This window comes from Bacteroides gallinarum DSM 18171 = JCM 13658 (assembly GCF_000374365.1).
GTDB classification, from domain to species: domain Bacteria; phylum Bacteroidota; class Bacteroidia; order Bacteroidales; family Bacteroidaceae; genus Bacteroides; species Bacteroides gallinarum.
The window spans coordinates 1-25,954 of record NZ_KB894168.1 but is presented as its reverse complement, the minus strand read 5'-3'; the positions used below and the strand labels follow the sequence as shown (position 1 = coordinate 25,954).

General features: G+C 38.7%; 22 protein-coding genes. 5 read left to right on the top strand and 17 right to left on the bottom strand.

Going from position 1 to position 25,954, the window contains the following annotated elements; all coding sequences use genetic code 11:
• Positions 1-145 precede the first annotated feature (145 nt).
• From C233_RS0119470 to C233_RS0119460, 3 genes are all read left to right on the top strand, one after another.
• Positions 146-1,393: a site-specific integrase gene (locus tag C233_RS0119470; RefSeq protein ID WP_039747134.1), complete on the top strand. Its 1,248-nt coding sequence runs from the start codon at positions 146-148 to the stop codon at positions 1,391-1,393.
• A 76-nt stretch (positions 1,394-1,469) separates the two neighbouring features.
• Positions 1,470-2,393, top strand: a complete 924-nt coding sequence (locus C233_RS0119465) for a tyrosine-type recombinase/integrase (RefSeq protein ID WP_241217659.1) — start codon at positions 1,470-1,472, stop codon at positions 2,391-2,393.
• Positions 2,380-3,405 carry a tyrosine-type recombinase/integrase gene (locus C233_RS0119460; RefSeq protein WP_018665808.1) on the top strand — a complete coding sequence of 342 codons (1,026 nt, stop codon included), beginning with the start codon at positions 2,380-2,382 and terminating at the stop codon, positions 3,403-3,405. Before C233_RS0119465 ends, C233_RS0119460 begins: the two co-directional genes overlap by 14 nt.
• Positions 3,406-3,497: 92 nt before the next feature.
• On the opposite strand, the gene C233_RS22950 is transcribed toward C233_RS0119460, so the two are convergent.
• The 17 genes from C233_RS22950 to C233_RS0119380 form a co-directional block, all read right to left on the bottom strand.
• The gene (locus C233_RS22950; RefSeq protein WP_018669195.1) at positions 3,498-4,388 is read right to left on the bottom strand and encodes an AlbA family DNA-binding domain-containing protein; all 891 of its coding nucleotides are present in this window, start codon (positions 4,386-4,388) and stop codon (positions 3,498-3,500) included.
• Positions 4,389-4,439: 51 nt separating this feature from the next.
• A complete protein-coding gene (locus C233_RS0119450; RefSeq protein ID WP_018669194.1) occupies positions 4,440-6,071 on the bottom strand; it encodes an ATP-dependent nuclease in 1,632 nt (543 codons plus the stop codon).
• A 41-nt stretch (positions 6,072-6,112) separates the two neighbouring features.
• Complete coding sequence (locus C233_RS0119445) at positions 6,113-8,356, bottom strand: LlaJI family restriction endonuclease (protein ID WP_018669193.1); 2,244 nt, start codon at positions 8,354-8,356, stop codon at positions 6,113-6,115.
• 6 nt (positions 8,357-8,362) lie between these two features.
• Complete coding sequence (locus tag C233_RS23300) at positions 8,363-10,582, bottom strand: McrB family protein (RefSeq protein ID WP_018669192.1); 2,220 nt, start codon at positions 10,580-10,582, stop codon at positions 8,363-8,365.
• 5 nt (positions 10,583-10,587) lie between these two features.
• Positions 10,588-11,646 carry a DNA cytosine methyltransferase gene (locus tag C233_RS0119435; protein ID WP_018669191.1) on the bottom strand — a complete coding sequence of 353 codons (1,059 nt, stop codon included), beginning with the start codon at positions 11,644-11,646 and terminating at the stop codon, positions 10,588-10,590.
• Entirely contained in the window at positions 11,643-12,377 is a 735-nt protein-coding gene (locus C233_RS22940) for a DNA-methyltransferase (protein WP_018669190.1), read from the bottom strand. The genes C233_RS0119435 and C233_RS22940 overlap by 4 nt, the downstream gene beginning before the upstream one ends.
• A 41-nt stretch (positions 12,378-12,418) precedes the next feature.
• Positions 12,419-12,628 (bottom strand): helix-turn-helix transcriptional regulator, encoded by a 210-nt coding sequence (locus C233_RS22935; protein WP_018669189.1) that lies wholly within the window; start codon positions 12,626-12,628, stop codon positions 12,419-12,421.
• Between the two features lie 74 nt (positions 12,629-12,702).
• Positions 12,703-14,250, bottom strand: coding sequence for a MobV family relaxase (mobV, locus tag C233_RS0119425; RefSeq protein ID WP_018669188.1), 1,548 nt, complete (start codon positions 14,248-14,250; stop codon positions 12,703-12,705).
• A gap of 151 nt (positions 14,251-14,401) precedes the next feature.
• The gene (locus C233_RS0119420) at positions 14,402-15,430 is read right to left on the bottom strand and encodes a DUF6371 domain-containing protein (RefSeq protein ID WP_018669187.1); all 1,029 of its coding nucleotides are present in this window, start codon (positions 15,428-15,430) and stop codon (positions 14,402-14,404) included.
• Positions 15,423-16,922: a DUF3987 domain-containing protein gene (locus C233_RS0119415; protein ID WP_018669186.1), complete on the bottom strand. Its 1,500-nt coding sequence runs from the start codon at positions 16,920-16,922 to the stop codon at positions 15,423-15,425. Before C233_RS0119415 ends, C233_RS0119420 begins: the two co-directional genes overlap by 8 nt.
• A complete protein-coding gene (locus tag C233_RS0119410; protein ID WP_018669185.1) occupies positions 16,915-17,244 on the bottom strand; it encodes a MerR family transcriptional regulator in 330 nt (109 codons plus the stop codon). The genes C233_RS0119415 and C233_RS0119410 overlap by 8 nt, the downstream gene beginning before the upstream one ends.
• A 259-nt stretch (positions 17,245-17,503) precedes the next feature.
• Complete coding sequence (locus tag C233_RS0119405) at positions 17,504-18,184, bottom strand: membrane protein (protein WP_018669184.1); 681 nt, start codon at positions 18,182-18,184, stop codon at positions 17,504-17,506.
• 312 nt (positions 18,185-18,496) lie between these two features.
• Complete coding sequence (locus C233_RS24305) at positions 18,497-18,655, bottom strand: hypothetical protein (RefSeq protein ID WP_154656082.1); 159 nt, start codon at positions 18,653-18,655, stop codon at positions 18,497-18,499.
• Positions 18,656-18,964: 309 nt separating this feature from the next.
• Complete coding sequence (locus tag C233_RS0119395) at positions 18,965-20,323, bottom strand: tyrosine-type recombinase/integrase (RefSeq protein ID WP_018669182.1); 1,359 nt, start codon at positions 20,321-20,323, stop codon at positions 18,965-18,967.
• Between the two features lie 201 nt (positions 20,324-20,524).
• Positions 20,525-20,746 carry a DUF2795 domain-containing protein gene (locus C233_RS0119390; protein ID WP_002558131.1) on the bottom strand — a complete coding sequence of 74 codons (222 nt, stop codon included), beginning with the start codon at positions 20,744-20,746 and terminating at the stop codon, positions 20,525-20,527.
• A gap of 71 nt (positions 20,747-20,817) precedes the next feature.
• Complete coding sequence (locus C233_RS0119385; protein WP_025069178.1) at positions 20,818-21,381, bottom strand: cob(I)yrinic acid a,c-diamide adenosyltransferase; 564 nt, start codon at positions 21,379-21,381, stop codon at positions 20,818-20,820.
• A gap of 35 nt (positions 21,382-21,416) precedes the next feature.
• Positions 21,417-22,049 (bottom strand): hypothetical protein, encoded by a 633-nt coding sequence (locus C233_RS0119380; RefSeq protein WP_018669180.1) that lies wholly within the window; start codon positions 22,047-22,049, stop codon positions 21,417-21,419.
• 135 nt (positions 22,050-22,184) lie between these two features.
• Between C233_RS0119380 and C233_RS0119375 the strand changes: the two genes are divergently transcribed.
• A complete protein-coding gene (locus C233_RS0119375; protein WP_025069177.1) occupies positions 22,185-23,144 on the top strand; it encodes a FimB/Mfa2 family fimbrial subunit in 960 nt (319 codons plus the stop codon).
• A gap of 150 nt (positions 23,145-23,294) precedes the next feature.
• Positions 23,295-25,571 carry an outer membrane beta-barrel family protein gene (locus C233_RS0119370; RefSeq protein ID WP_025069176.1) on the top strand — a complete coding sequence of 759 codons (2,277 nt, stop codon included), beginning with the start codon at positions 23,295-23,297 and terminating at the stop codon, positions 25,569-25,571.
• Positions 25,572-25,954 lie beyond the last annotated feature (383 nt).

Genomic DNA, 25,954 nt, shown 5'->3' with positions numbered 1-25,954 from the left:
GTATGTAAACAATTACATTATGTCAATATCTGCAACTATCCTAAGAGATGTGTCTTGATTATCAAAAGCATAGCCTCAGAACTTGACATAACGACTTTACATAATATATTATAGTGTCGGTCATCTCATTGACCACCTATATTATATGATACAGTCAAAACTGCCAGACATCAGGCTTCGTGTGGAAGCCTATCTGCGTACAATGATGTACAAGGATACATGTATCAAACGATACAACCACACATGGGATCATTTGGCCAGCTTTATGAAAGCCAATGGTTATGAACTATACAGTCGCGAAGTAGGCGATGCCTTTCTTAATGATTGGCATGGGAACAAAGCCTATAAGCAACTGACCCACCGTCAACAGGAGCGGGTCCGCCACATAGACGTGCTTAGCGACATGACGGATTATGGAGAGGTAAGACGAAGCCATATACTTCCCAAGGTTATAACTTACGAAGGAGAGTTGGGCAGTCCGTTCACCAGCTTCATCGAAGAGCAGAGCCACCTAAAGGCTCCGTCGAGCATCCAACGTTACAAGGAGCGTATATATACGCTGTATGCCTACCTTGCAGATACTCAGAAGACAATCAAAGAATTTACTGTCGCTGACGCAATGGCGTTCCTTGACATATTGGACAAGGCAAAGAATCCTATCGACAGAGACAACACGGTGATAACCATCCGTGTATTCTTCCGCTATCTTTGCACCAACGGCCTGTTGCCAGACAACAGGGAGTGCCTTTGGATGGATGTGTACAAACTGAAAGGGAGCATCCGTAAGAAACTTCCCTCTGTTTATACACAGGAGGAAGTCAATGCGGTAATCAATGCCATTGACCGGACCCACCCCCAAGGCAAACGCGATTATGCCATGGTGCTGCTTGCAGCACGATACGGGTTACGCATCTCCGACATCATCGGGTTGCGTTTCTGCAACCTTGAATGGGAAAGCAACCGTATATCCCTGATACAGCAGAAGACGGGGAAGAAGGTTGTGCTACCCTTGTCGGAAGAGGTGGGCAGTGCCATCATCGACTATATCCGTCATGGACGTCCGGACATCAAACTCCCATACTTGTTTATAAAGGCGCAAGCACCGTATGGGCCAATGAAGGCAAGCGGATTGGGTTCAAACCTCGCAGACTGGATGAGGGCTGCCGGCATAGACTCCACAGGAAGAAAGCATGGCCCCCATGCCTTGCGTCACAGCCTTGCCACCAATCTGCTTGGCGTGAACGAGCCGATACCTGTCATCTCAGAGATTTTGGGACACTCCACAGCGGAAAGCACTACTGTTTACACAAGGGTAAATGTGGATATGCTGCGCCAGTGTGCACTTGACGTGCCATTCGTTTCATCTTCATTCTACGACAATCTGTATGGCTAACCGTATTCCAAACCATGGCATTTATGCCGGGCTGATCTCGGAGTATGTCAGCCATAAGAGATCCCTCGGATACAAGATGGAAGAGACTGAAGAGCGTCTCAGGCGTTTTGACCAGCTTACAATCGAACGGGGCGAGACTGAGATAGGCATAAGCAGGGACCTGGCAGAGGCTTGGGCAGAGCCATTCCCGATGGAATCAGACAATGCCAGATATGGCCGCATCAGCATGCTGAGAGGCTTTTCTGCATACTTACAGAAGGTCGGCTATGCGTCATACGTGCCACAACTGCCAAAGTATAAGGGCAACTTCATTCCTCACATCTACACTAAACAGGAGATGGCCGCCATCTTCCGTGAATGTGACAAACTTACTCTGTCGAGACACTACATGTACTCCGTAAAATGCGTGATGCCCAGTCTTATACGAATGCTCTATGGAACAGGCATACGAATCGGAGAGGCATTGAAACTGAATCATGGTGATGTGAACTTTGAGCATGGAGTGCTAAAATTGCAAGGATGCAAGAACGGGCAAGACCGTATAGTCCCAATGTCGCTGTCCCTCAGGGAAGTGTGCAAGGACTGGGTGGCGTATAAGCAGAAACTCAGCCTTCCTGTGGAGGCCGACAATTCTTTCTTCACCTCCGCCGATGGCCGGAAGTTTACCGAATGTTCCGTCTATGAGATATTCAGACAAGTGTTGCAACGCGCCGGTATAGGGCATGGAGGCCGGGGTGTGGGGCCTCGCCTGCACGATTTACGCCACACATTTTGTGTCAATGCACTAGTGAAACTGACAGAAGAAGGCAAGGACCTCTATTGCGCCCTTCCTGTACTGATGACTTACATGGGGCACCAGTCGATTGAGGCGACCAACCGTTATGTACGACTCACGCAAGAGATGTACCCTCATCTGCTACTGAAGATGGACGAGGCTTACAAATGTGTGTTCCCCGATTTGGGGAAATCATTGGAGGATGCCGACTATGAAGACGACTGATTTTGCAAGGCATCTCACCGACTTTCTTGGCAGATACCTTACATCCGAATGCGGCTACTCCGCCAATACAGTGAAGACCTACAGTTACACTTTTACACTATTCATTGGATACATGGAGACTGAGGAACTTGTCCGGCCCGAGAATCTCACTCTTGCCGAGATTACGAAAGAGCGGATTATCCATTTTCTCGCCTGGCTTCAAAAAGAGCGCAAATGCAGCACATCAACACGTAATGCCCGTCTCGGTGCCATACACTCTTTTTTCGCGTACCTTCAATACAGGAATGTCGAAGGGCTCGCAAAATGGCAGGACATACTCTCAATAAAGTGCAAGAAAACATCTTCGCCGGAAATGGCATACCTGCAGATAGAAGCATTGAAACTGCTTTTGCGACAACCGGACTTGAAAACAGCCAAGGGAAGACGGGACTTCGTAATGCTCGGCTTGCTTTATGACAGTGGGTGTCGCGTCCAGGAACTATTAGACCTCACTCCTTCAGACCTACGCTTTGATGAGACATCTTCTGTGAAGCTTCATGGAAAGGGAGGCAAGGCCAGAATCGTGCCACTCTCGGCCACTCAGGTTACAAACCTAAAGCTGTATATGGAAGAAAAGCATCTGTATAGACCGGAAAACCAATGTCACCCATTGTTCCCGAATCCTCAGGGAAGCAAAATGAGCAGAATGGCAGTGCTGAACATCGTCAAAAAATACATCGCAAAGGCGAGGACAGTATATCCGGACTTGTTTCCTGACAACATAGGATGTCACAGCTTCCGGCATTCAAAAGCAATGCACATGCTTGAAGCAGACATTAATCTTGTTTACATCCGTGACTTTCTTGGACACTCCTCTACTACCACTACAGAAGTGTATGCGAGAGCAAGTGAAAGGATGAAACAGAGAGCCTTGTCCAAACTGAATCCGGGAATAGTACAAGAAGGTAAAACGTCTTGGCAAGACAACAAAAACCTTCTTGGCTATCTCAAAAGCTTACAGACCAAATACTAATACGCTCTGATATTATGTAAAGTCTGTCCAAGTTTTTATGTAACTAATTTGCTGAATAACAGCAATAACGTATATATGAACGACGACAGACTTTACATAATGAGGGACTTTACATACTGCATATTATGTAAATGTTTACATAATATACAATTCGCAATCGCTTCCGTCACCGCACGTTCCGGATAATCTGGAAGCTCTTCACGATAGTCGTTCTCCTTCCACCATTTCTTATGAGAGTTATTTCTCACAAAAGACACAGCATCTTGCAATTGACCAATCACACAACCTTCCAATTCAACATCATCAATCGCTTCCCCCAAACCACTAGTCATATCCAAACCGTTCCAACGTGTACAGAAAATACGGGACTGTCGTACAGGAGATTCATCAGCCAACAATGCTCCGGCATTTGTCAAATTGCCGTTTTCATCTATGATGCCCCATGATACGAACTCGCTGTCATCAAACGAACGTTGCAGCCGTTTGTAATGGACAGATCTGAGTTTTGAAAAAGCCATATCCTCAAATCTATAATTGGATGGTAAACTGTCGTAAGTACGTCCGGATCCTTTCAAAACAAGGGCTTTCAGTTGAATACGATCTGCCGTAACCGACTCGTTTCCTACGCGCACAAAGGCCAATCGCTGCTTGTCTCCAATATAGTAATATGGTGTTTCCTGTCCTGAATACACATGCAGCAATATTAGTCTCTTTCCATCAATCTCTTTGTATTCAAGATTGACCACAGGCACTGGATCAAGTTTGGTCTTTATCTCCTCACTGATTCTTTCCGCATCACTTTCAGCATTGGTAAGCCCCACAACCTCATCATCATCACTTATGCCAAATATCAATGTACCACCTTCACCATTAGCAAAAGCAGACACGCTCTTAAGCCAGCTTTTAGGCCGCTTGATTTCAAGCATTTGTTTCTTGTCGTATGCAGTAGTTTCACCAATTAATGAATTACTATTCAATATCATAATTAATCATGAATTAAAAAACGTTTAGTGCTTTAGATACATGTAAAATGGTCACAATTTTTTAAAAGACAGTTCCCAACATCTTTCTAATGCTCTATAACATGTTGTCATGCTATTTTCAAACTCATCTTTTGTAATAGTGTCACCAACCTTAATTGCCAGTTTTTGCTTCTTTTTCCCATTCATTGCATCAACCTGTTCTTGTGTCTTCTGCCAATTGCCATAGACCTCATCTTCGCGGTTAGGATAGCATTGTTCAATATCCCGTTTATCTAAAATGAAAATTTGCGTATTTTTATCAAGATGTTTATATCTTTTTCTAAAATCATCCACCCCACCTTTAGTTTGATCACTTGGACAATCCATTAAAATCACCAATTTATTGCCATAAATATTATTATTTAATGGTGTGAATAATTTCTCTATTGCATTTATAGATTTTTCCGCTTGATCTACATCCCCATGGGCCTGTATAATTTGAATAGATGGCTTATCTGAATAAAAACGTTTGATTATTCTTGTAAAAAGTTCAAATTCACTTTGCCCTTCAACAATAAGAAAATTATTCGGTAACAATAAATCAGCAGGACTACCTCCCAATAAATCGTATATAATATAAGGTTTTTCTGACTCATTTACATTGCTAATACAAGTTTCCCCACTGGATTTTTCTACTTTGAATATAGATTGACCTTCATAATTATCAGCTACAAAAACAGAAGAATGAGTATTTATGAATACTTGATCTGTATCTTTTGATAAATCATACAACACTTCTTTCAATTGTCTTTGTGCTTTAGGATGTAAATGCAATTCAGCTTCATCGATCAAAAACAAAAAAGATTTTCCTGCATCTTCATTTTGCTTTCTAAAATCTGAGTATGCTTGAATAATTGACAACATCAACGCCCTTTGCATTCCATCACCTTTTTCCTCTGCAGATGTTTCAATCCCATCATCAATATCTGTATTAAAGTTTTTCAACAAATCTTCGAAGGCAGGTTGTGTCACTTCAAAACGTACTTTTGAAGTGTCTGGGAACTGTTTTTCCAAATATACTTTAACATTATTACCAATTCTATCAAACTCAGTTTTAATTTCAGAATCGTCACTCTCAAATAATGCAGAAAATTTCTCTTGAAATTCCCTGTATTGTTGATTTGTCTGTAAAATTGTAGCTAACACATTAGATAGCATCGCACCTATTGGCGTTGTTTTTGAATATTTGGCAACAGAATCATAATACTGTTTTGTTGTGATATATTCAAATTTGGGAAGGAAATCATTTAATGCCGCATCAAAACCTGTACCTGGAGCAACTTCATTGCCATCAATATACAATTTTCTTTTCTTTGCATCTTTACTACTACGTCTTAAACAAGCAATATCAGCATTACCTAATTTCCCAGATAACGTTGCCCTATTCTTTTCATTTTGCATTTTAGACAAACCGTCTTGTATATCAGAAAATTCTATTTCAACAGACATTTCTAAATCTGAACTTCTCTTGAATATAAGTTCCCGAATATTTCCTTTATAACCATTAAAGAAAAACTCTAATGCCTCAAAAAGATTTGTTTTACCACAATTATTTTGACCAACAAATATATTAAAATCACTAACTAATATATTTGCCTGTTTAATTGATCTGAAATTTTCAATTGATATTCTTTTTATTTTCATAATAATCAAGCTTTTAAATCAATATAGTTTTTCTATCAGTATTATATTCTTCGTTCATACAATCTTACCATCATATCATTGGAAATCAACTCTCCCGGTTGCATTTTTATACGATATATGGGAACTCTCGCCTTACCCAATAAAATAAATGAGGATAGATTTAGTTTCAGACATGGTTTGTTGTCTTTTGAACCAAAATATACTTTCTCTACTTTATAATAGCCGTCAATATCTCCGCCAACCATAGGTAAAAAATATCTAATATCCATTACATTAATAGAAGTAGGTATCTTTTCCATTGTATAAGTTTTCGCAGCATGATTGTAGAAATTTGTATAATCCGAATCTGCTCTCCGAACTAAACCAGTCAGAACATCCTTAACCTCCGGCTTTGGTAATTTATCAAGAGTGCCGACATTATCAATACCTTCAATTTGGAATTCATTATCAAGCATAAAAGGGTTACTAACATGGAAATGAGTATGCAGTGTATCTAATAATTCTTTGTTTTGAATAATCTCCTTTCCGACAGTTTCAGATTTAATACCAAGTGATTTCCATATACCGCTATCTTCATCTTTCATCAAAGCAAGAACCAAATAATGACTATCTGTCTTTGGGCGATACAGTTTTCCGTTCAAGCGTTGAAAATTATCCTGGATAAACTGATAACAGTCCATACCGTCACGCGGCTGTAGAGTTCTGAATGTATATAGTCTATTTAGAGTATCTTGAATCTTACTTCTGAATTCCTTACGTACATATTCTCTCCATGCTGTCTGAGAACTTTTATTATTACGACCATACAACGATACTATATATAAGAAATTCACATCATAATGGCACAACAAAAGAGTATCACGGTCAAACAACCTATTCTCAAACTGACGGTTCAACTGAACACCACCTTCTTGAGACCTCAACTCCTTGTCATCAAAAGACAAGAATCTGGCTCCGCCACTTCGTCTATTCGGAATTCTTGCACTGATGAAAAAGTTAGGAATAGGATTATATCCCTCTGTCAACCCATCCCTTAACTGCGGATGGCCATCATTTCCATCATTATCCAAAAACAAGTTCATATTCCATTGTATGACATTTCTCGCATAAGTATATTGCTTGTAAACAGACCTTTCACCGAGAAATGTCCTGTCGTTTTTAGAACGCTTATAGTATTTACTGTCACCTATATAGTAAGTCTGATCAGCAAGTAAATCAGACTGTTCAATAAGCCCCTGTCCTATAAACATATGGTCAACCAATTTCCCGTCTTTCTGTTCAGTCAGCTCCTTAGGCAGTTCCTGCTTATCATTACCTCCGACAAGAGTATCAATCATCACTTCAAAAATGTGATCGAAATCCTTGGCAAGCAAAAAATCTTCTGCCTCTCTGTTCATGGATATTTTGTACTCCCTGTCAAAGAAAGCATAACACAAATCCCATATCCTTAAAGCCTTATCCGAAAAATATTTGTACTTAATCTGTTTCAGCCGTCTGCACCCCAAATTTTTCTTTATGTATGTGTTTTTCAGCTTTTCGGGACTTATTAGCTGGTAATGAATGTTTATTTCAAAAGAAAAACCGTGTGTCTCACATATATAATTCAATATAGAAAAATAAATGACCAACAGCTCCTCGTCGAAATTAACCATCTTCTTCCTGTTTACCGGCTCAACGTAAACAGGAGTTCCATTCTGAATAAAAGCTTGTGATGACACAATAGTCTTACTCCAATTTATTCTGTTATATCCGGAATGTACGTTTTTGGCAATGAACGTGAAATAATTCTGGTTATTTCTGTTGAAGTCTCTAAGCGCTATAATCACATCAAGCAAGGTGTTATGCTTTTGCTTTCTGCCTCGGCTTTCCGTCTGATAATCCTTGCTCTCAAGTATATTGTCATTGTGTGCCTGTTTATATACACTTATAGTCCTATATACCCAAATAGAAAGCGTAGAAAGAAACTCCTTATATTCTTTACATCCTTCTTCTGTAAATTTTGATTTAATTTTTTCTGATTCAAAATCAATAATCTCCTGAGGGGATGCACCGAAGATGGTATCATCACCACTTTCTTCATTCTGCTCGCCGGTCAAGACGACTTTTGGCAAAAAGAAAATTACATCCTTTGCTGCTTTACTATAACAATACCCTACGTACCCAAAGGAATATTGGTCTTCTTTTACAGGAACAGACACAACATCTTTGAGCACATCTCTGACTGTCAGATTTTCTCTGACAGTATCATTCAGATTATATGGGTAGCCTTCTATGAATAATAGCATAAATACTTATAATAACTTTTCTACCTTCAAATTCCAATCCTCTGGTATAGCATTTATAAGACTATCCATAATTCCTTGTCCACCCCATCCATTTGTGGATACATAGATAATTTCTCCATTGCATTGTATTGTATTAACTCTTGGAGATTTATCCGTCCTCTTATCATAATCTTCCTGAGTTTCAATAAAATGAGAAACAAAATACCCTAAAGATTTCCATTTGCTAACCACATCTAAAGCTGACATTTCAGGATTATTTTCCACATATAATTTAACTAATTCTGTAGCAAGATTCTTCTTTGCGTATTTGCCATTACCATTTATTGCATATTTTGTTTTATCTTTACCTGTACCACTATTATTTTCTTCTTCAGAGTCATCATTCTCATCATCCTCTTCTACGAACTCTTGCAAACGATTCACTCCAAGATAATTCATCATATCAGCAAGTTTCTGTTTTCCTCCATCACCATATAATTCAGAGAAAGAAACATCATCTGTATCACTAACCTTGAAAATATCTCCCTCACCATCCTTACAGACATCATTCCATAGATAGAAAAGAATCTTATTTAACAGCATTTTTTCAGTGATGACTCCATCACTAGGATTGACAAAATAATCACCAAGCATTTTATCTTCTGAGCTTGTAGCTTCAAAAATACGCTTATTGATTTCCTTCTGGAAAGATACCCAAGAATATTTATTACTCTGGACATCAATCACCCAATCAGTATTTTTATACTTAATAGGTTCATATTCCCAATCCCAACGTCTCTTGAATGCACTGTCAATAGGAAATAATGATTGATCCGAAGTATTCATAGTAGCATAGATATACAGGTTAGATGGTAAGCACAGCTCTCCATCCTCTATTCCAGGCTTATCTTTGCCAAGCTCTTCCTCCAAAAATACTTTCAAATCCGCATCAGCTTTTATTGTATATTCTGATACCCCAGATTCATTTCTATCAAGAAGTTGAAATAAATCTCCAAAAATTTGAGCACAGTTTCCCCTATTGATTTCTTCTATAATAAGATAAACATTTTCATTAGGCTTCCTATATGCCTGCATATAAGCGTTCAAGAATGCTTGAGGTATGAATTTATATGTAATGATATCTTCACTCAAATCCTTACCATCTTTCAACCTTACAGTTTCTTTTCCAAACAATCCATATAATGGACGTTCATCCCTAGTCGGTTTATATGCCCCTACAAATGTTGAATAATCACTATCTGGATGGAATGTTGTTCTAAATATATTTTCTTTTGATACACCTTCTAATTGTTCCTTTATTTTGTGAGACTTCCCTGTTCCCGGAGCACCATAGTAAATTATTTGATGTGTATTGTCTGGTTCAGAATTATTGAGTTTTAAATCGTCTAATACTTCTTGATATATCACAGTCTTTTTAGGAGAAAGATTAAGAGTTGTTTCAACAATTTTATCATATACATCTAACTCTTCACTCTTGTTGCAACGAAACTCATTATTTTCTAAATATAGAAACGGATGAAGCCCTTCTCTTACAAATGATTTAAAGATTCTAAAAGGACCAACATCTTCTTGTTCATCTTTTGCAATAACACCATCCTCATTGGATATATTATTATAAATTCCAATTTGTTGAAATATTACCTCTTCTCCATTAGCACGTATTTTATATTGGGTTTCTTCTGAAAAAGCTGTCAAAATTTGTTTTAGTCCCTCACTTATAGCAGTATCAGACGGTGAGTTATTAAGCCATGAAATAATTTCAGTCTTCATTAAATCATTAGGCCATGCCATTAAATACAAATCTAACAATTTCATATTTAATGCAAATTTCATGATTTTTCGGAATCGATCACCACCTGTTCTTTCCTTTGTATCAGTTGTTGGAAAATCAACAAAAGAAATCTTAGCCAAATGAAACATTAACCCTAAACCTACTTGTAGAGCCTCAAGTTGTGATGTCAACAATGGATTATTATCTAAAGAATCTTCATCAACAGTATAATTATCCATAATCCATTGTTTATAACAATCTTTTAAAACAAGTTTCTTTCTTCCATTTGATAGCTTTACTTCATCTGCATATACAATCTCATTACTTTTATCATTAGCACAATATAAAAGATAAGAAAGAGCTACGACAGACGAAATATGATTTAAAGAGGACTTTATTCCCAAACGACAATCCAGATCGCTCCTTTGCTCTATTTTAGATGGTAATATTGCCATAATAACTAATTATTAATATTTGATTCATTCTTTATTATCTCTTTAGCTATAGCATATGCTAAATATGGTGGAACAGCATTTCCAACTTGCTTCATTTGTGAGGTTTTAGAACCATAAAAAATGAAACTATCTGGAAAAGTTTGTATTCTAGCAGCTTCCCTAGTTGTAATACATCTATTTAATATCGGATGAGTAAACCTTCCAGATGATGGAGTATCAAAACGAGTAGTAATAGTTGCAGCCACATCATTTTCAAGTAAACGACAATAAGTTCCGCTATAAATAGACTTAGTACGTTCCTCCTCTGGGAGAACTTTTCCACCTTCCCCAATAGGAATCATAGCCATTCTTCGCAATGCTGTTTCGTTATGTTTTGTAGCAACATGATTATATAGAACCACAGAATCTCCACGTAAATCTTTCTGTAAATCAGACTCTGGTTCTTTATCATATTCACATTTTTCTTTACCCTCACCAGATAATATTATTGGTAAATCCGAAATTGCATCTTTAACCGTATTCTTAATACCGTTTGGCTTTGGGAAGTCAACCTCTAATTTTCCTTTCTGCCCAATAAATACAGCACGTCTTCTGTCTTGTGGAACACCAAAATCTACAGCTCTAAGAATACCACAACATACATCATATCCTAAATCGTTAAAAGCATGTATAATTTCATCTTTAAAAAAGCCATTCTCAGTAGTTATAATATTAGGAACATTTTCCAAAACAAAATATTTGGGCGAGAACTCCTCAACAAAACGGATAAACTGTTTAAAAAGAAAATTTCGAGGATCGTTAATACTTAAACGTTTTCCTTTCTGAGAAAATCCTTGACATGGTGGTCCTCCTACTACCACATCAATCCGTGGGTGTTTATTATGTATCTCCTTAAAATCCAAATCACAAATGTCAGATGCATAGACATCAGTATATGGATGATTTTTCTTATATGACAATGCTATTCCATTATCATATTCTATAGCAATAGCTATCTCAAAACCAGCTTTGAGAAAACCTTGAGACAATCCACCTACTCCTGCAAACAAATCAGCTACTTTCATTTCTTTTCTAATATTCTTTGAGTTGCTATATTATAATACTTCTCATCCAACTCAAAACCAATAAAGTTTCTATTCAACAGTTCACATACAACTCCTGTACTTCCACTCCCCATAAAAGGATCCAATACAACATCTTTTTCATTTGATAATATTTCTATAAAGTGTTGTAACAACAGTTTGGGTTTCTGCGTTGGATGCTTTCCCAATTTATGTTCTGAAGCAGAAATGGTTGAAGTCTCTATAAAGTCATGTATTGGCTTTCCATTATTATTAAAGGTTCCAGTATGTCCATCATTGATGAAATACAACCACGGTTCTATTGAATTAATAAAATGTAAATTCATATTTCGTGGCATAGGATTAGTTTTATGCCAAGCGCCAACAGTTTTATAATATAAGCCAGCATCAGTAGCTAATTTTATAATTGTTTCAACCTTCATTATTGACATAAACATTATAAGTGAGCCTTTTGATTTAAGTACCCTAGCACACTCTTTCATAAACTTTTTCATTACTCTACTCCATTGGGAATACTCCATATCATCCCAACCCGAATATGCAAAATGATTATTTCTCATTCCTTTTATATTCGTCCCTCTTTTATGCATAAAAAGGCCTAAATTATATGGTGGGTCAGTTAATATTAAATCAACCGATTTATCTGGTAATTGTTTAATCAATTTCAAACAATCACCACATCCTATTATAGAATTTGTTGTTATCTGTTTCATTCTTAATATTTAAGTCTACCTATATATGAGAATTCTGTCAACTAATCAAATGGTTCATATAAATCTTTCAAATCACACTGTAATATCTGAGAGATCTCAATCAACTGTGGAGCACTCGGTTGTGTCGTATTGGTACACCATCGACTTATTGTCATCTTTGACACTCCAAGCTGTTCTGCCAAATATGTCTTAGTAACCATTTTATCTGCAAGCACCACACGAATTCTATTTTTATATACTTTCTTTTCCATAGAAAACATTTCTACATTTATGTGCAAATTTACACATAAATGTAGAAAGTATCAAGCAAACATAATTATATAGACTAACGTCTTCTATAACTTCTCATTCCATTCTGCCTCTTCACCACCCCTACCGCAAACAACAAACATCTCCTACGATATGTCTCTTCGTCCTCATCCGGCTTACGTCCATCCCAAGGAAGATCGGAAGTAGAACCTCCTCCACCTGAAGAAACAGTAATCGTTGTTCCCCCTAAAAGTGCATCAGCAATGGCAAATATTTGAGAACGGAAAGATGGAACAGACAATTGGTCAAGTATTGTTTCCAAAGTTGATTTCAAATCATCATTACTTTCAGATAACATCTTAACTTCTCTTCTCAATTTATTAAGTTCGCCATAGTCTGCCAATACATTATGTTGTGCAATCTTTACTTGGCGTTCAGCTTCATTCCTATAAAGAGTTTCTAACTTACGAATCGTAGAAGTAAATTGTTTAGCTATCTCCTGATTTTGAGTTTCAATCCACTTGTCAGTACCAAACAAAGGAACCTTTCCTGAAATACGAGGCGGTTCAAAATCAACTTTATGGTTACGGAATGGCTGTATTACGGAACCTGCCATCTCAAGATCTTTGGTTAATCTGCCCAAAGCTTGTTCTTTTTCATGAAGCTTACATGCCTTGTCTTCAAGTTTGATTTGATACTCTGAAATCTGTTTCTGTATCCTAGCCTTTTGAAAGTCATATTCCCGAAGAAGCATTTTACCAGAAGTCAAAGACTTGTCAATTTCTTTAAGTTGTGATTGAGAACTGGATATCTGCGACTCCAACTTTCTCATCATTGTCTGCAATCCCTTAACAGCCTTCTCCGCTTGTTTTGCCTCTTTTGTCAACTTTCGGATATAATCACGTTTATTCAAATGCCTTACGTTACGACCTTCAATACTATCACCACGTTCCAGACCGTATTTACTTCCAACCTCTTCATATAAAGAAGTATGCATATCCTTTAATATTTTTCCATATTCATACCTGTCTTTCCCAAATTTAGCAGACCACATGACACATTCGCGTCCACTTTTTGGGCGTACACCCACTGGCACAATCAAAGCATGAATATGAGGTGAAGTTTCATCCAAATGAACCTGAAATCCGATAATATTTTCCCTACCATAGCGACGAGAACACCAATCATAAACGTCCTTTGCCCAAAGCTCTACTTCTTCACATCTACGTAAATGACTATTGTCGGCATTCTTTTCCAGGTTTACAATCTGGCTGCCGAAAGCCATCTGAAGTGTACGATCATGGTTACCGCCAAATAAGAATCGAGCACAACAATTCGGCTGAATCTTACTGTCAGGCTTAAATGGCTTCCATCCAAGTTCTGAAAGCCTTTCCTGTAATCCGACATCAAGAGACTTCGGATGATATCCCAACGGATATATTTTTCCATCAGGACCTATTTCAAAATTCAACTTCATTCTAGTCTTGTCATAATGGTTAGTAGAATCCTCATTCTTCCTATCTATTTTTGTTTCATTCCAACGTCTTTCGTTTTCATTAGCCTCGGCTGCATTCAATGATTTTGCAGCTTCGACATGCATGGCCTGTTTTATATCTGTATTCATAAATGTCTTTCCAATATGTGTTTATTCATTATTGGAGCTTGCTCCTTAACCAGTCTGTAATGCCAGACAATGACCAGACTTTATTGCCTGTAGGCAAAAAGTCCTTATTGTGTTATGGACTTTCTATAAATCCATGGAACAAGTTCCTTTACTATTCAATAAGTTCCAGATCAAATTCATCAATAAGTAACTGCAATGCTGGATTACGTTGTATCATCTGATGGAGTATCTGCCTTTTTGATGGTGAATACAAAAAGAAGTCTGCAATATCCAATCCTTGGCTGCGTTGTTCTTCATCGGATGTACATTCCAAGACATTGGACACAACAACCCACTTGCATATTCCTGCTAACAAAGCAGACTTTTCTTTCCATTGTTCAGTTGCTCCTAAATCAGGGATGAGAGTAACTTCCCTGCCTTTGAGAACCTGCATAGCTTCACTGTTGAAACAACCGTTCTTTCCACCTGTTGCCAGCCATATATAATCGGGGATAAAATGACTCATTACAACAGCGGTCTTTTCACTTTCTACCAGCATTACCGGAGACGATGATTTTTTTAGAAGATATTCTCCATACAAACACTGCTTCAAATGGAAATCCTGTAACTTCAACTCGGAATGTGCCCAGCTGACAAAAGCCTGAGACTCTTTAACCCGATGACCAGTCTCGGCATTATAGCACATTACCTTACCGGTTCTTACTTGTCCGTTTATATCTATCTGCCAGAAGACTGTTGAACCTCCCCATTTTGCAGATGTTCCTATACGATACATGTCAAATAACCTGTTTGTCTCACTTTCACCAAATACGCGACAGAAATATTGATACAAAGGGTTTATTGAATAATGTGACTGACTCCTTAACACATAAAATGAAGAAATATACGAAGGGGTAATACAAACGGATGTTTTATCTACAGACTTATAAGAGGCTGAAAGCAGAGGCTTACCATTATCCACATTCATTTCCAATTTATCAGGATTATTTTTGAAATATTCTTTGGGTGTATAGTGGCAGCCACAACTGTTCTCATGATCACACTTACCGACATTGTTTGGAAAGATAATGCTGCCCAATTCATCAATATACTTGACAAAACATCGGCTTTTACCACAACTCGGACAAGTAGTCTTTGTTCCTGGTTTGTATCTCTGTAAATGAAATCTGTATTCACCCATGGTTTTCTGATTTAAGTGTTGTTGCACTCTGCACTTTTGCACTTTGAGAAGATTGCACAGTATCTTGACGGGATGAAAGTGCAATAGTGCAAGGTGCATCAGTGTTTTCTGTCATAAGTTTACGATAAACTCCATGCTGAAGCTTCTCTATAAGAGGGTGCTGAAGTCGACACAATTGGTCAAGCGCATAATAAACAGATCGTCTGGATATATCAACTTTTCTACCGGCAATAACTGCATCCCCAGAAGTAAATCTCTCTCCTAGCAGGGAAAGCCAAGCTTCCTTCGTTTCACCAATACTGTTTGCGACAATGGTTTCCTGAATCCTCCGGTATGTTTCCTCGTAATAATCAATCATACGGATTGCTGATTCCACGGAATCCTGTTCGACATATTGCATATCGCCACTATCAGCAGCCCATTTCATTACTTGGAACAATAGGGAAAGACGTGCTACATGCCCGTTGAGCTTCATCTTGCGGCTTTCAACATCGGCATCGTCCTCAATGGCATTTACTGCATCAATGATTCCATTATACCATTCATAAAAGCATTCTTCCGCATCATCAGACATTGTAAGGATACGTGGATTTACCGTTGTTCCTTTGTCATCAAGAATACAAGGGATACTGAGAACTCTGTTGACTATTGTTCTCCATTGATTCATGATGTCAGGACGGAGTGTATTTCTTTCTTCCCGTCTCCATCCGGATATCTTCCGGTTTTTAGGATAGACAAACAGAAAGCGATCAAGCAATCCGTTGGCAAGGAATTCTGTACGGAAGACTTCCTGCAGCATATTTGTCTGTACTGAACCGATGACATTTATACATGGATTCTTGATTAGAACAAGACGTGATTCTGACTTGCGGATAATCTTTAACGGCTGTCCGCTATAAGCTGTCAGCAAATCTTCAATTAGGTTGTTCTTGCTATTATACCTTTTGACGGAATTGAACAAAGCCAAAATTTCATCAACTACCAATGTTATTCCGCGCTGATTATGCTGATGAATATTCATCATCGCCTCAGGAGTAGAATCATAAATGACAGTAGTTATAAAATTAGGCTTTTTGAGCAACCGCTCTTCCCCGTCAGTACCGTGCTTACCTGCTGACATGGCTCTCTCATATTCATCGTATTCCTCGTTATATTTCTCATGCAGCCGGTCATCATACTCATTTATCGGCTTATAAATAAAACCTAGAGGAGGAGTCTTTCCAAGTCCGGGACGACCTACCAACATCATATAAAGGGAAGGGCAAGTCTTCCACTCTCCCTTTATACGGATATGACAAGAATTACCTATTGCAGTAGCAACGGCAGACAGAATAATAGACGCAGTATATTCCACATTAAAATTTTCGTATCTGGCAAGGTTGAGGATAATCTCCTGTATTTTGTCCGGAAAGGCATCCAATGGAAGACCTGTTTCCGGAATACTTTCCACTTCCAAACGAAGCATGTTGGTCAAATGAAGAGTATCAAACATAACCACCTCCTTCCTGTTTTGGAAGTTCATCGCCAATAGCGAAAGCTTCATAATGGAAACGACGCAGAAAGCGGTCCACGTCTTCCTGCGTGTACCAATATTTATCACCTTCACGCGAGTAGCCGAGATAACCGTTGTCACGCAACTTCTTCAGATACTTCTCTCTTACCCCTAATTTTGCCATCAAAGTTTTATTATCATACAATTTATGTTTGTCTGACAAAAACTGCGGCAATAATTTTTCATGCTTTTCCAATATGGCGAAAATCTTTTCTATGAGTTCTCGATCGCACGGAGTTTTTTCTAATTTAATTTCAGCCATATTCTACAGTTTTATGGCTTAAACTTCCTTATGCACATTCGGATCTTAAGCCGGGTATTTGTCACGGTACGATTGTGCACATCGTCCGTAACCACTGCGAATTTAGCAAGTCCTTAGGGGCTTAAAAGTTAGGATAAGTTAGACTAATATGTTAGGATGATGTTAGGATAGATTAGGATAGGTTAGGACTGGTATTAGTATGAAGTTAGGATTGGAATCACAACTTACTGATAATGAATAAAAAAGAGTAGCACACCTGCTACTCAAAGAATTTATCTATTTCTTCTGATTTAAATGGGACTATTGCATCTTTTCTATTAGCTCTTGACTGTCCCAAATCTTGTATTTGAAACAAAACTTTTAATTCAGCATCTGGGAACATATCTTGTCTTCCGAATTTCCAGAACGTTTTTTCTTCTATTTTAGAATAATTCGGTTTGTCTCCACAATATATTCTACCACACATATATGCCAGAAGAACCTTTGAATTATTCCATTTATAAAAGCTGCCACATTCCGTAATATATCCGGCTTCTATTGCCTTGGCAAAAACTTTTCTGGCTGTATCTGTATCTAATATTTTCGGCAAAACGACCTCTCCTTCATTGCATACGGGATTTTCCTCCTGTTTAGAATCCTCAATGAGTGCTTCATTTTTCACTTCGGTTATTTTTCCATTATTTTTCTCTTTTAGTTTCTCCGCACAGAAAGCTAAAGCTGCTCCAGAAATCAAAGTGATGATAGCACCCCAAAATTCTACAGAACCGGTTTTATCCTCACCAACAGGATTTATAACCCCAATTCCGATAAGTAATAGAGTACCGGCGAATAAAGTTATTGCACTTGACCAAAGTATCGTTCTTGCATGTTTCTTAAAAACAAAAGATAAAGCAAGTATGATGACACAAATACCAATAATCAAGAATATTACTCTTAACATAAAAACACATTCAATTATTTGTTCAGAACTAAAAATACTATAATATCAATCTGAGATCAAACATTTAATATTAATTTATTTACCCTTCCGCAAATGTTATACATTGACTCATATGAAACTCAAAATACCTATTAGAAAATAAGCAGTTTATAAGATTCTAATTTATAAAAGGCCTAGAATTTATCATTGACAAACTATTAACTATAGATATTTTTCATATCAAACCTACATAAAAAAGAATATTGTAATCACCTCTACTACATAATTCTAAAATTAGAGAGCGGAAATTACAATATCCTTAGATTTTTTAATTTAATTAAAGCTGTCAAGATAATCTTCTTGATCTTGAATTCGATCTTCATAATCTTCATCAGATTCAAAAGAATCTTTATCCCAATCTGTTGGAGAGTAGTAATCTTCATCATCTTCTTCAGGGTCATCATAATACCCTTTTGTATTATATTTACTCATAATTCTTTGATATTAAAGTTTATAATATTCTTCCGTCTCTAAGGTAGGAAATAATATTGAATTTACTACATATTACTACTCTTTTTTCAACATTCTAGTAAACAAAGTATAAATCAAAATCCAAAATTAATTGTTGCTTTATAGTTTTTTTTAATTTACATATATACAATAATATCTGCAATTTAATTCCAACGCAGAAAAAGCATTAAAGTAGTCTATAATCAAACAATCTTACTACATACTATTTCTCTTAAAGATATCTATTATTAGAAAAGTATACAGAAGTATATTATAAATTAAATATGAGCATTATATTATCTCAAGTGAAGCAAATTCATCTTTTAGACGTGCCACTTCCGAGGACAATGTTTCCGGAAGGAAGCGGGCATAGACCTTCTCTGTGACATCCGTACTTCCATGTCCAAGAAGACGACTGACTACAGACATAGACAAGCCTTTATTCAAAGCAAAAACAGCAAATGTATGTCTGGCCACATGCATTGACAAGTTGAAAGGCAACCCAATCTGTTCTCCAACCACTGCCAAAGACTGGTTAATACATTTGGTTGCGTTATTACGAGCCTTATAAAGAGCTTCCTCATCATCAAGTTCCAGATTTTCCTTTACCAGATTAAACACATAGCGGCAGCCTTCACGTTTTTCTTGCCACTGTCTCAAAATATGTATAGCAGGCTCTGTAAGAGGAATCACATGACGTTTGTTTGTCTTTATCATAATCTTCCTCAATTCTTTCTTTTCAAAATTTACATGTCCCCACTGCAATGTCATTACATCGACAACCCGAAGTCCGCAAGCATGAAAAGCAAAGAAAAACATTTCAAGAAACTCTTTTCTGCGTGGTTCCTGACAGGTTTTATAATATTCCATGAGAGCCTGCATTTGTTCTTTATTCAAACTCTTACCGTCAAATTCACTCTCTTCCTCAGATAATGAAGTTTTGGTAATGATACGCATATCTTGAATCCTCGCATTTATAGCGGGTTCCATGATATTCATTTCACATGCATAAGCACAAGCTTTCAATATCGGTGTCAGTGAATGGTTTATCGTGGCATCTGTATTCTGTTTGACTTCTCTACGCCAAGCAATATAACTATCCAACAATTCAGGTGTTACATCACCCACATAGATAGAATCGTTTCCACAGGTCGCCTGCTTGGTAGCTCTTAAAAAAGTCTGGAAGATATTCATGCAGCTTCTTCCGTTCTCATATCGGCTCCTTCCTATTCTATTTCTTGAATAATCGGAAGAAAGATGCTCCAATGTGAATTCAACAAAATCTTTTCCTTGATCACGACGTGAAAGAGGTTTGTCTGAGAGGAAACCGGATATAACATCTGCAGTAATCTGATTAGGATGTTTCTCGTTATACTCTGCCAGTTGAGAATCTATACGCTCAACACGTGACAACAAGAGTTGATTGAGCCGTTTAAATTCACTACTATAACTAACACGAATTTCACCTCGTCCCTGATTACCGTTCTGATTCCAGTCTGCAACTTTAACAAAGACATTTGTAGTCTTACGGATTATTTGCCTGTTCCAAGTATATTCCAACTCAATAGGATAGGCTTTCTCTTTATCTATCACCTTCGGAGTGCGAAGACGATATTTACCCAACGGATATAGTCTTTTTGGTCTTCCCATACGCTTTTTCCTCCTATTTTAATATTCCTGAGGAGAAGCAAAGGTAATGTATTTTAGACAAACAAAATCCGATTTTGAGAGGAAAAACCGTAATTTAGACAAACAAACCATACCTTAAAAGACCTTAAAGCACCAGCGCGACAAACAAATTATTTTTGTTTATCGCGCTGATAATTAATTATTTATCCTATCCAAAAGCTGTTAATATTCTTCCTCGTTGAAGAAGAAATCTTCTTTGCTGGGATAATCAGGCCAAATATCTTCAATACTTTCATAAATCTCGCCTTCATCTTCCATTTCCTGCAGGTTTTCAATAACCTCAAGCGGAGCACCCGAACGCATGGCATAATCTATCAGTTCGTCCTTAGTTGCCGGCCAAGGGGCATCTTCCAGTTTAGATGCCAATTCCAATGTCCAATACATAGTTTCTAAGTATTAAAATTGTGAATATTAAGTCCTATCTTTATTTTTCGGCAAAAGTATAACAAAATATTTCACTTGCAACTATTATTCCAAAATATTTCTTCTTTTTTCTCGTCTTGATTCATTTTCCGCGAAAGAACGAACAAATAGTCAGATAAACGGTTGACATAAGCTAATAATTCCGGGGATATCTCCACCTGTTCCGCCAAAGCGAGAATACGGCGTTCGGCACGGCGGCAGACGGTACGGCAAATATGGCAGACGGCAGCTCCGCGGCAACCTCCCGGAAGGACGAAAGCAGATAGGGGAGGCAGCATATCGTCCAACCGGTCTATTTCATGTTCTATCGCTTCTACCTGTTCCGAAGTGAGGATACTCACCTCCTTGAGCCGGGTCTTTTCACGGTCGGTCGCAAGGTACGAGCCGATTGCGAACAGCTTATCCTGGACTTGTCGGAGGAACTGCCTGTCGCGCTCGTCAGCCAGATAAGTAATGAGGAACCCCAGGTTGGAGTTCAGCTCGTCCACCGTACCGTAGGTTTCAAGACGGATGTGGGTTTTAGGAACACGGGAACCGCCAACAAGGGAAGTAGTTCCTTTATCTCCGGTCTTTGTATATACAAGGCTTTTCTTCATAATGGTCTTTTTTCCTTTGAAACGCCTAAAGGTAATCAAAAGTTGACAATATAGTCTTGTTTTATCCTGGTTTTATCGAAGAAAATAATACCGAGGTCATAAAGGTCGAAAGTAATACCTGCCTTCTCGTGTCGGCAGACGCGTTTCCAGACAGAACGCATCTGCGATGTATAATGAATGCCTTCGATTACAAAAACGGATGTTTTTGCAGTGCGGCCGATACAGATACGCAGCACTTCTTCCGCGAACTCCGGACGGCGGTAATCGTGCAGGTACAGGAAATCGACAGATGTACCGCTCTCCAAAAAGAGTTCGGACAACTCGGAGGCCGAGGTATAATCCGCTCCTTCCTTACCGGCTTTCAGGTAAAGAGAAGAAGCGGCCGGTATGCCGGCGTCTATAATCGTACCGGGTTGCACATAATTAACCAGGCGGAACAACAGCCGCTTTACTTTTACGGATTCGTAATTCCATGTCCTGCCTTTCTGTACGGCAAGTTTCTTTTGTGCGGCGGCCAATTCCTTGTATTTGTAATACGGAGCGGTTTCATAGATTACGTGTGTAATCAGGTTGAAGGCAAAAGGCGAGTGTACCCCGTAACCGCAACGGTGGCGGAAGCGGTACAGCCAAATGAAAGGGCGTTTCAGTGCAAGCAATATATGGTTCATCGCGGATTATTTCTCTATATTATTCGCAAAAATACGGAAAAAATGCCATAGTGTTTTTACATTTTTCTTTTAATGCGCAGAACTATTTCATCTCCAAAATGTTATCTATGGGAATAATCTAAAACTCAACAAAGAATGAAAAAACTAATTGTACTAATGAGCCTTGCTTTTATAATCGCAAGCTGCTCGGACGATGACGAGAATAACGGCATGGACAGTCCGTATCTTATCAGTCCGCGAATGGAAATGAGTGTTAACAATACTGACGGACAAAGCCCGCTGACCGGCATCCTGACAGTTGTACCGTGCAACGCAAACAGTTCTATTTACTATGGGAATTATGTAAGAGGAAAACTCTCTCCTTTTTATGGCTTTTACCAAGTGAAAGACGGCACTTTCTACAATGATGCCATTAACAGGGAAATTTCTTTGCCGACAGGTACTTATAACATGATTTTCTGGGGAACTCCCAAATACCAGGAGCCTATTTATGCCAGCCCTGCCGTACACGAAGCCGCCCACAGCATAGGAATAGACATGTCCAAACAATCTATCAGCCTGTTTCAGATACCTTCCGATACCGTTTATTATCCGGTATACGACCTGGTATATGCCATGCAGCCGATAAAAATCGGAAGTGAAAACCTCAAGGCTTCTTTGAAACGGGTGGTAGCCGGTCTGAAAGTTATCTTAAAAGACAAAGACAATGCCGTACTGAGTTCCAGCATAGCCAGTGTGTCCGTACGTGTTACCAATATTTATAGCGAGCTCAATTATTTTACCGGGGAACCGCAAGGCAAACCGCGCACCATTGCTTTCCCGTTGGTACGCTCGATAGACGGCACGCAAATGAGCAATAACACGGTCATGCTATTCCCCTCTGCCGGTAAACCCGAATTTCAACTGACAATCATGCTGAAAAACGGGAACGTGAAAACGTTTAAGCAGACAATGAGCGCCCCGCTCAATGCCAATACGAAACTGACACTGACTTTGAGCCTGGGCGATATTTTCTCCGAGGAATCTTCCGGCGACTTTACTGTCGACAACTGGAACGAGGAGAACGAGGATATAGATGTACCGATAATAGAATGACAACCGGGAACATGTAAGTTTACAGGTATATAGGCAAATCACAAGAACTATTCTATTGGAATACGAGAAAAAGAGGTTGCGTCGCCATGACACAACCTCTTTTTTCATACCTTTACACCGCCATAACAGTTGAATTTATTGCAGAGATAAATGAAGCAAATTAAAATTATATCAGGTTTATTGCTTTCCATATGCACTTCTGTTTCGCTATGGAGTCAGACAACAGGAAAAATAATAGATACCAAACAACAACCGGTAGAAGGTGCGACTATCGTCATGCAACAACCGGATTCAACTTATTTAGGAGCAGCCATATCTGCTCCGGACGGTACATTTGTGCTTGAGCAGGAATCGGACAGCTATTTGCTCATAATCCAGCATTTGCTTTATCATGTCAAACAGGTAAAGGGACAAACAGCAGATGCAGGTATCATCACGCTGGAGCAGAAAGATTACAATCTGGACGAAGTGGTTATAAAGGGAGAAAGACCGTTAGTTAAGGTAGAAAACGGACGGCTTGGCTATGACCTTTCTGTATTATCGGAAAAGCAAGTTGTAAACAATGCTTACGAAGCCATAACCAAACTGCCGGGAGTGCAGGAAAACAACGGAGCACTTTCTCTTGCCGGAGCAAGTTCTCTTACAATAATAATGAACGGCAAGCCTACCACCATGACACCTGGGCAACTGGAAACATTGTTGCGAAGCACTCCTGTAAATCGTGTGGAAAAAGCGGAAGTCATGTACAGTGCCCCTCCGGAACTCCATGTACGCGGAGCCGTTATCAATGTGGTAACGAAACGCTCACACGACTATTCCTTTCAGGGCGAGTTGAGTACCAATTATCAAAACAGATATTTCAGTAGTGGCGGTGTAAATGGAAATTTCCGCCTGTCCACTCCAAAAGTTACTTTGGATATAATGTATGGAGCAGACAATATCAGGACAATGGAATATACAGACCTGTTTTCCAGGCACGCATTGAACAACAATGTATATGAAATAACACAGAATGAGAAACTGAGTTCCAAAAGCTGGATGCATAATGTGAGGACAGCTTTGGAGTATAACATCAATGAAAAGAATCACCTGGATGTAGCATATACAGGAAACTTTACACCCAATGGGCATAGCCGTAGTATAGCAGACGGAAGTTTTCAGCAATCCGACCTTGATAAGTTTACGGATAATAAGATGAATAATATAACAGTGCGATATAGTTCGGGTATCGGTCTGGAGGTAGGCGGTGATTATACACGTTATACCTCAGACAATAACCAGGCTATGTTTACACAACTCTCTGACAAAAGTGAAAACTCATACACATTGATTGGCGGTCAGCGTATAGACCGTTATTCGGTTTATGCAGACCAAAAACATAATCTGGCAAATAACTGGGGGATAGGTTATGGAGTTTCCTATCGCTATGCAAAAGATTATGATTTTCAGACTTACAATAATGTTACAGGTAATATAAAACCTGAAAATACAGTGGCAAGGCTGAACGAGCAGACAACTAATTTTTATTTCTCATTGAGTAAAAGCTGGGCGACCGGAACTTCATTTTCCGTTTCTGCCACAGGAGAATATTACACTATCGGAAACTACCACAAATGGGCGGTCTATCCGCAAGCCTCACTGACATATCTGAAAAGTCCGCAACATACCTTCCAGCTATCCCTATCAACAGATAAAACATATCCGGGTTACTGGGATATGCAGTCGTCCGTTACATACCTGAACGGATATTCTGAGCTTCAGGGAACACCGGGATTGCGTCCTATGACAAATTATAATCTGAACGGTACATATATACTGAAACAGAAATACATCTTCGGTTTATTCTATATGCATACATCAGATTACTTTGCCCAGACACCTTATCAGGCAACAGACCGTCTGGCATTGATATACAAAAACACAAACTGGAATTATATGCGCATGATAGGTGTAAATGTCATTCTACCGTTCAGTATAGGAAACTGGTACGATGCAAGGCTCACACTTGTAGGTATGCAGGCACGGCAGAAGTGTAACCAGTTCTTTGATGTGCCATTTGACCGCAAGAAATGGCTGTTTGCCGGTACACTTGACAATACCTTCAAGGTCGGCAAGAACCTTTCATTCGAATTGACAGGAAACATACAGACACCTTTCATTCAGGGAACATTGGACCTCGCCAGTTCATTCAACCTCACAGCCGGAATGAAATGGAACTTTGCCAAAGACAGATGTTCGCTTACTGTACGTTGCAATGATATATTCAACTCCAGTATGCCGGATATGAAGGTTCGCTTTAAAGGACAGTATCTGGATATGAACCCCGGATTCTATACGCGTACAGTATCTCTGAACTTCACATACCGTTTCGGTGGTTATAAAAAACAAGAAGTTAAAGGTGTGGATACATCACGTTTCGGACATTAATACGAGCCTGATTATGATTTCAGATTGTACCATAAAATGGGTGATAAGAGAATAAAGCCTATACTTTCATATCCCAATGGGGGGGGATAGTCGGGAACAATGAGAGAGCAGCTTTATAGGGATATTCAGTAAATGTCCCTAAAAATCAAGATGGCATATGAAGATGATAGAGCATACTCACTTCATATGCCATTTTTATAGTCCTATTCCTGTAATTTCTCACACAATCTTACCCTACAAGACATGACGCTCGGGAAGAAGTCTGAAGACATCTTCTGCCTCTGCCTGTAAAATCATATCATGCCGCTTTCACCGTCCTGTTCCTGATCTTGTCTATCATCAGTACGGCATTTGCCGTATGTATTCCAAAGAAAATCCACAGG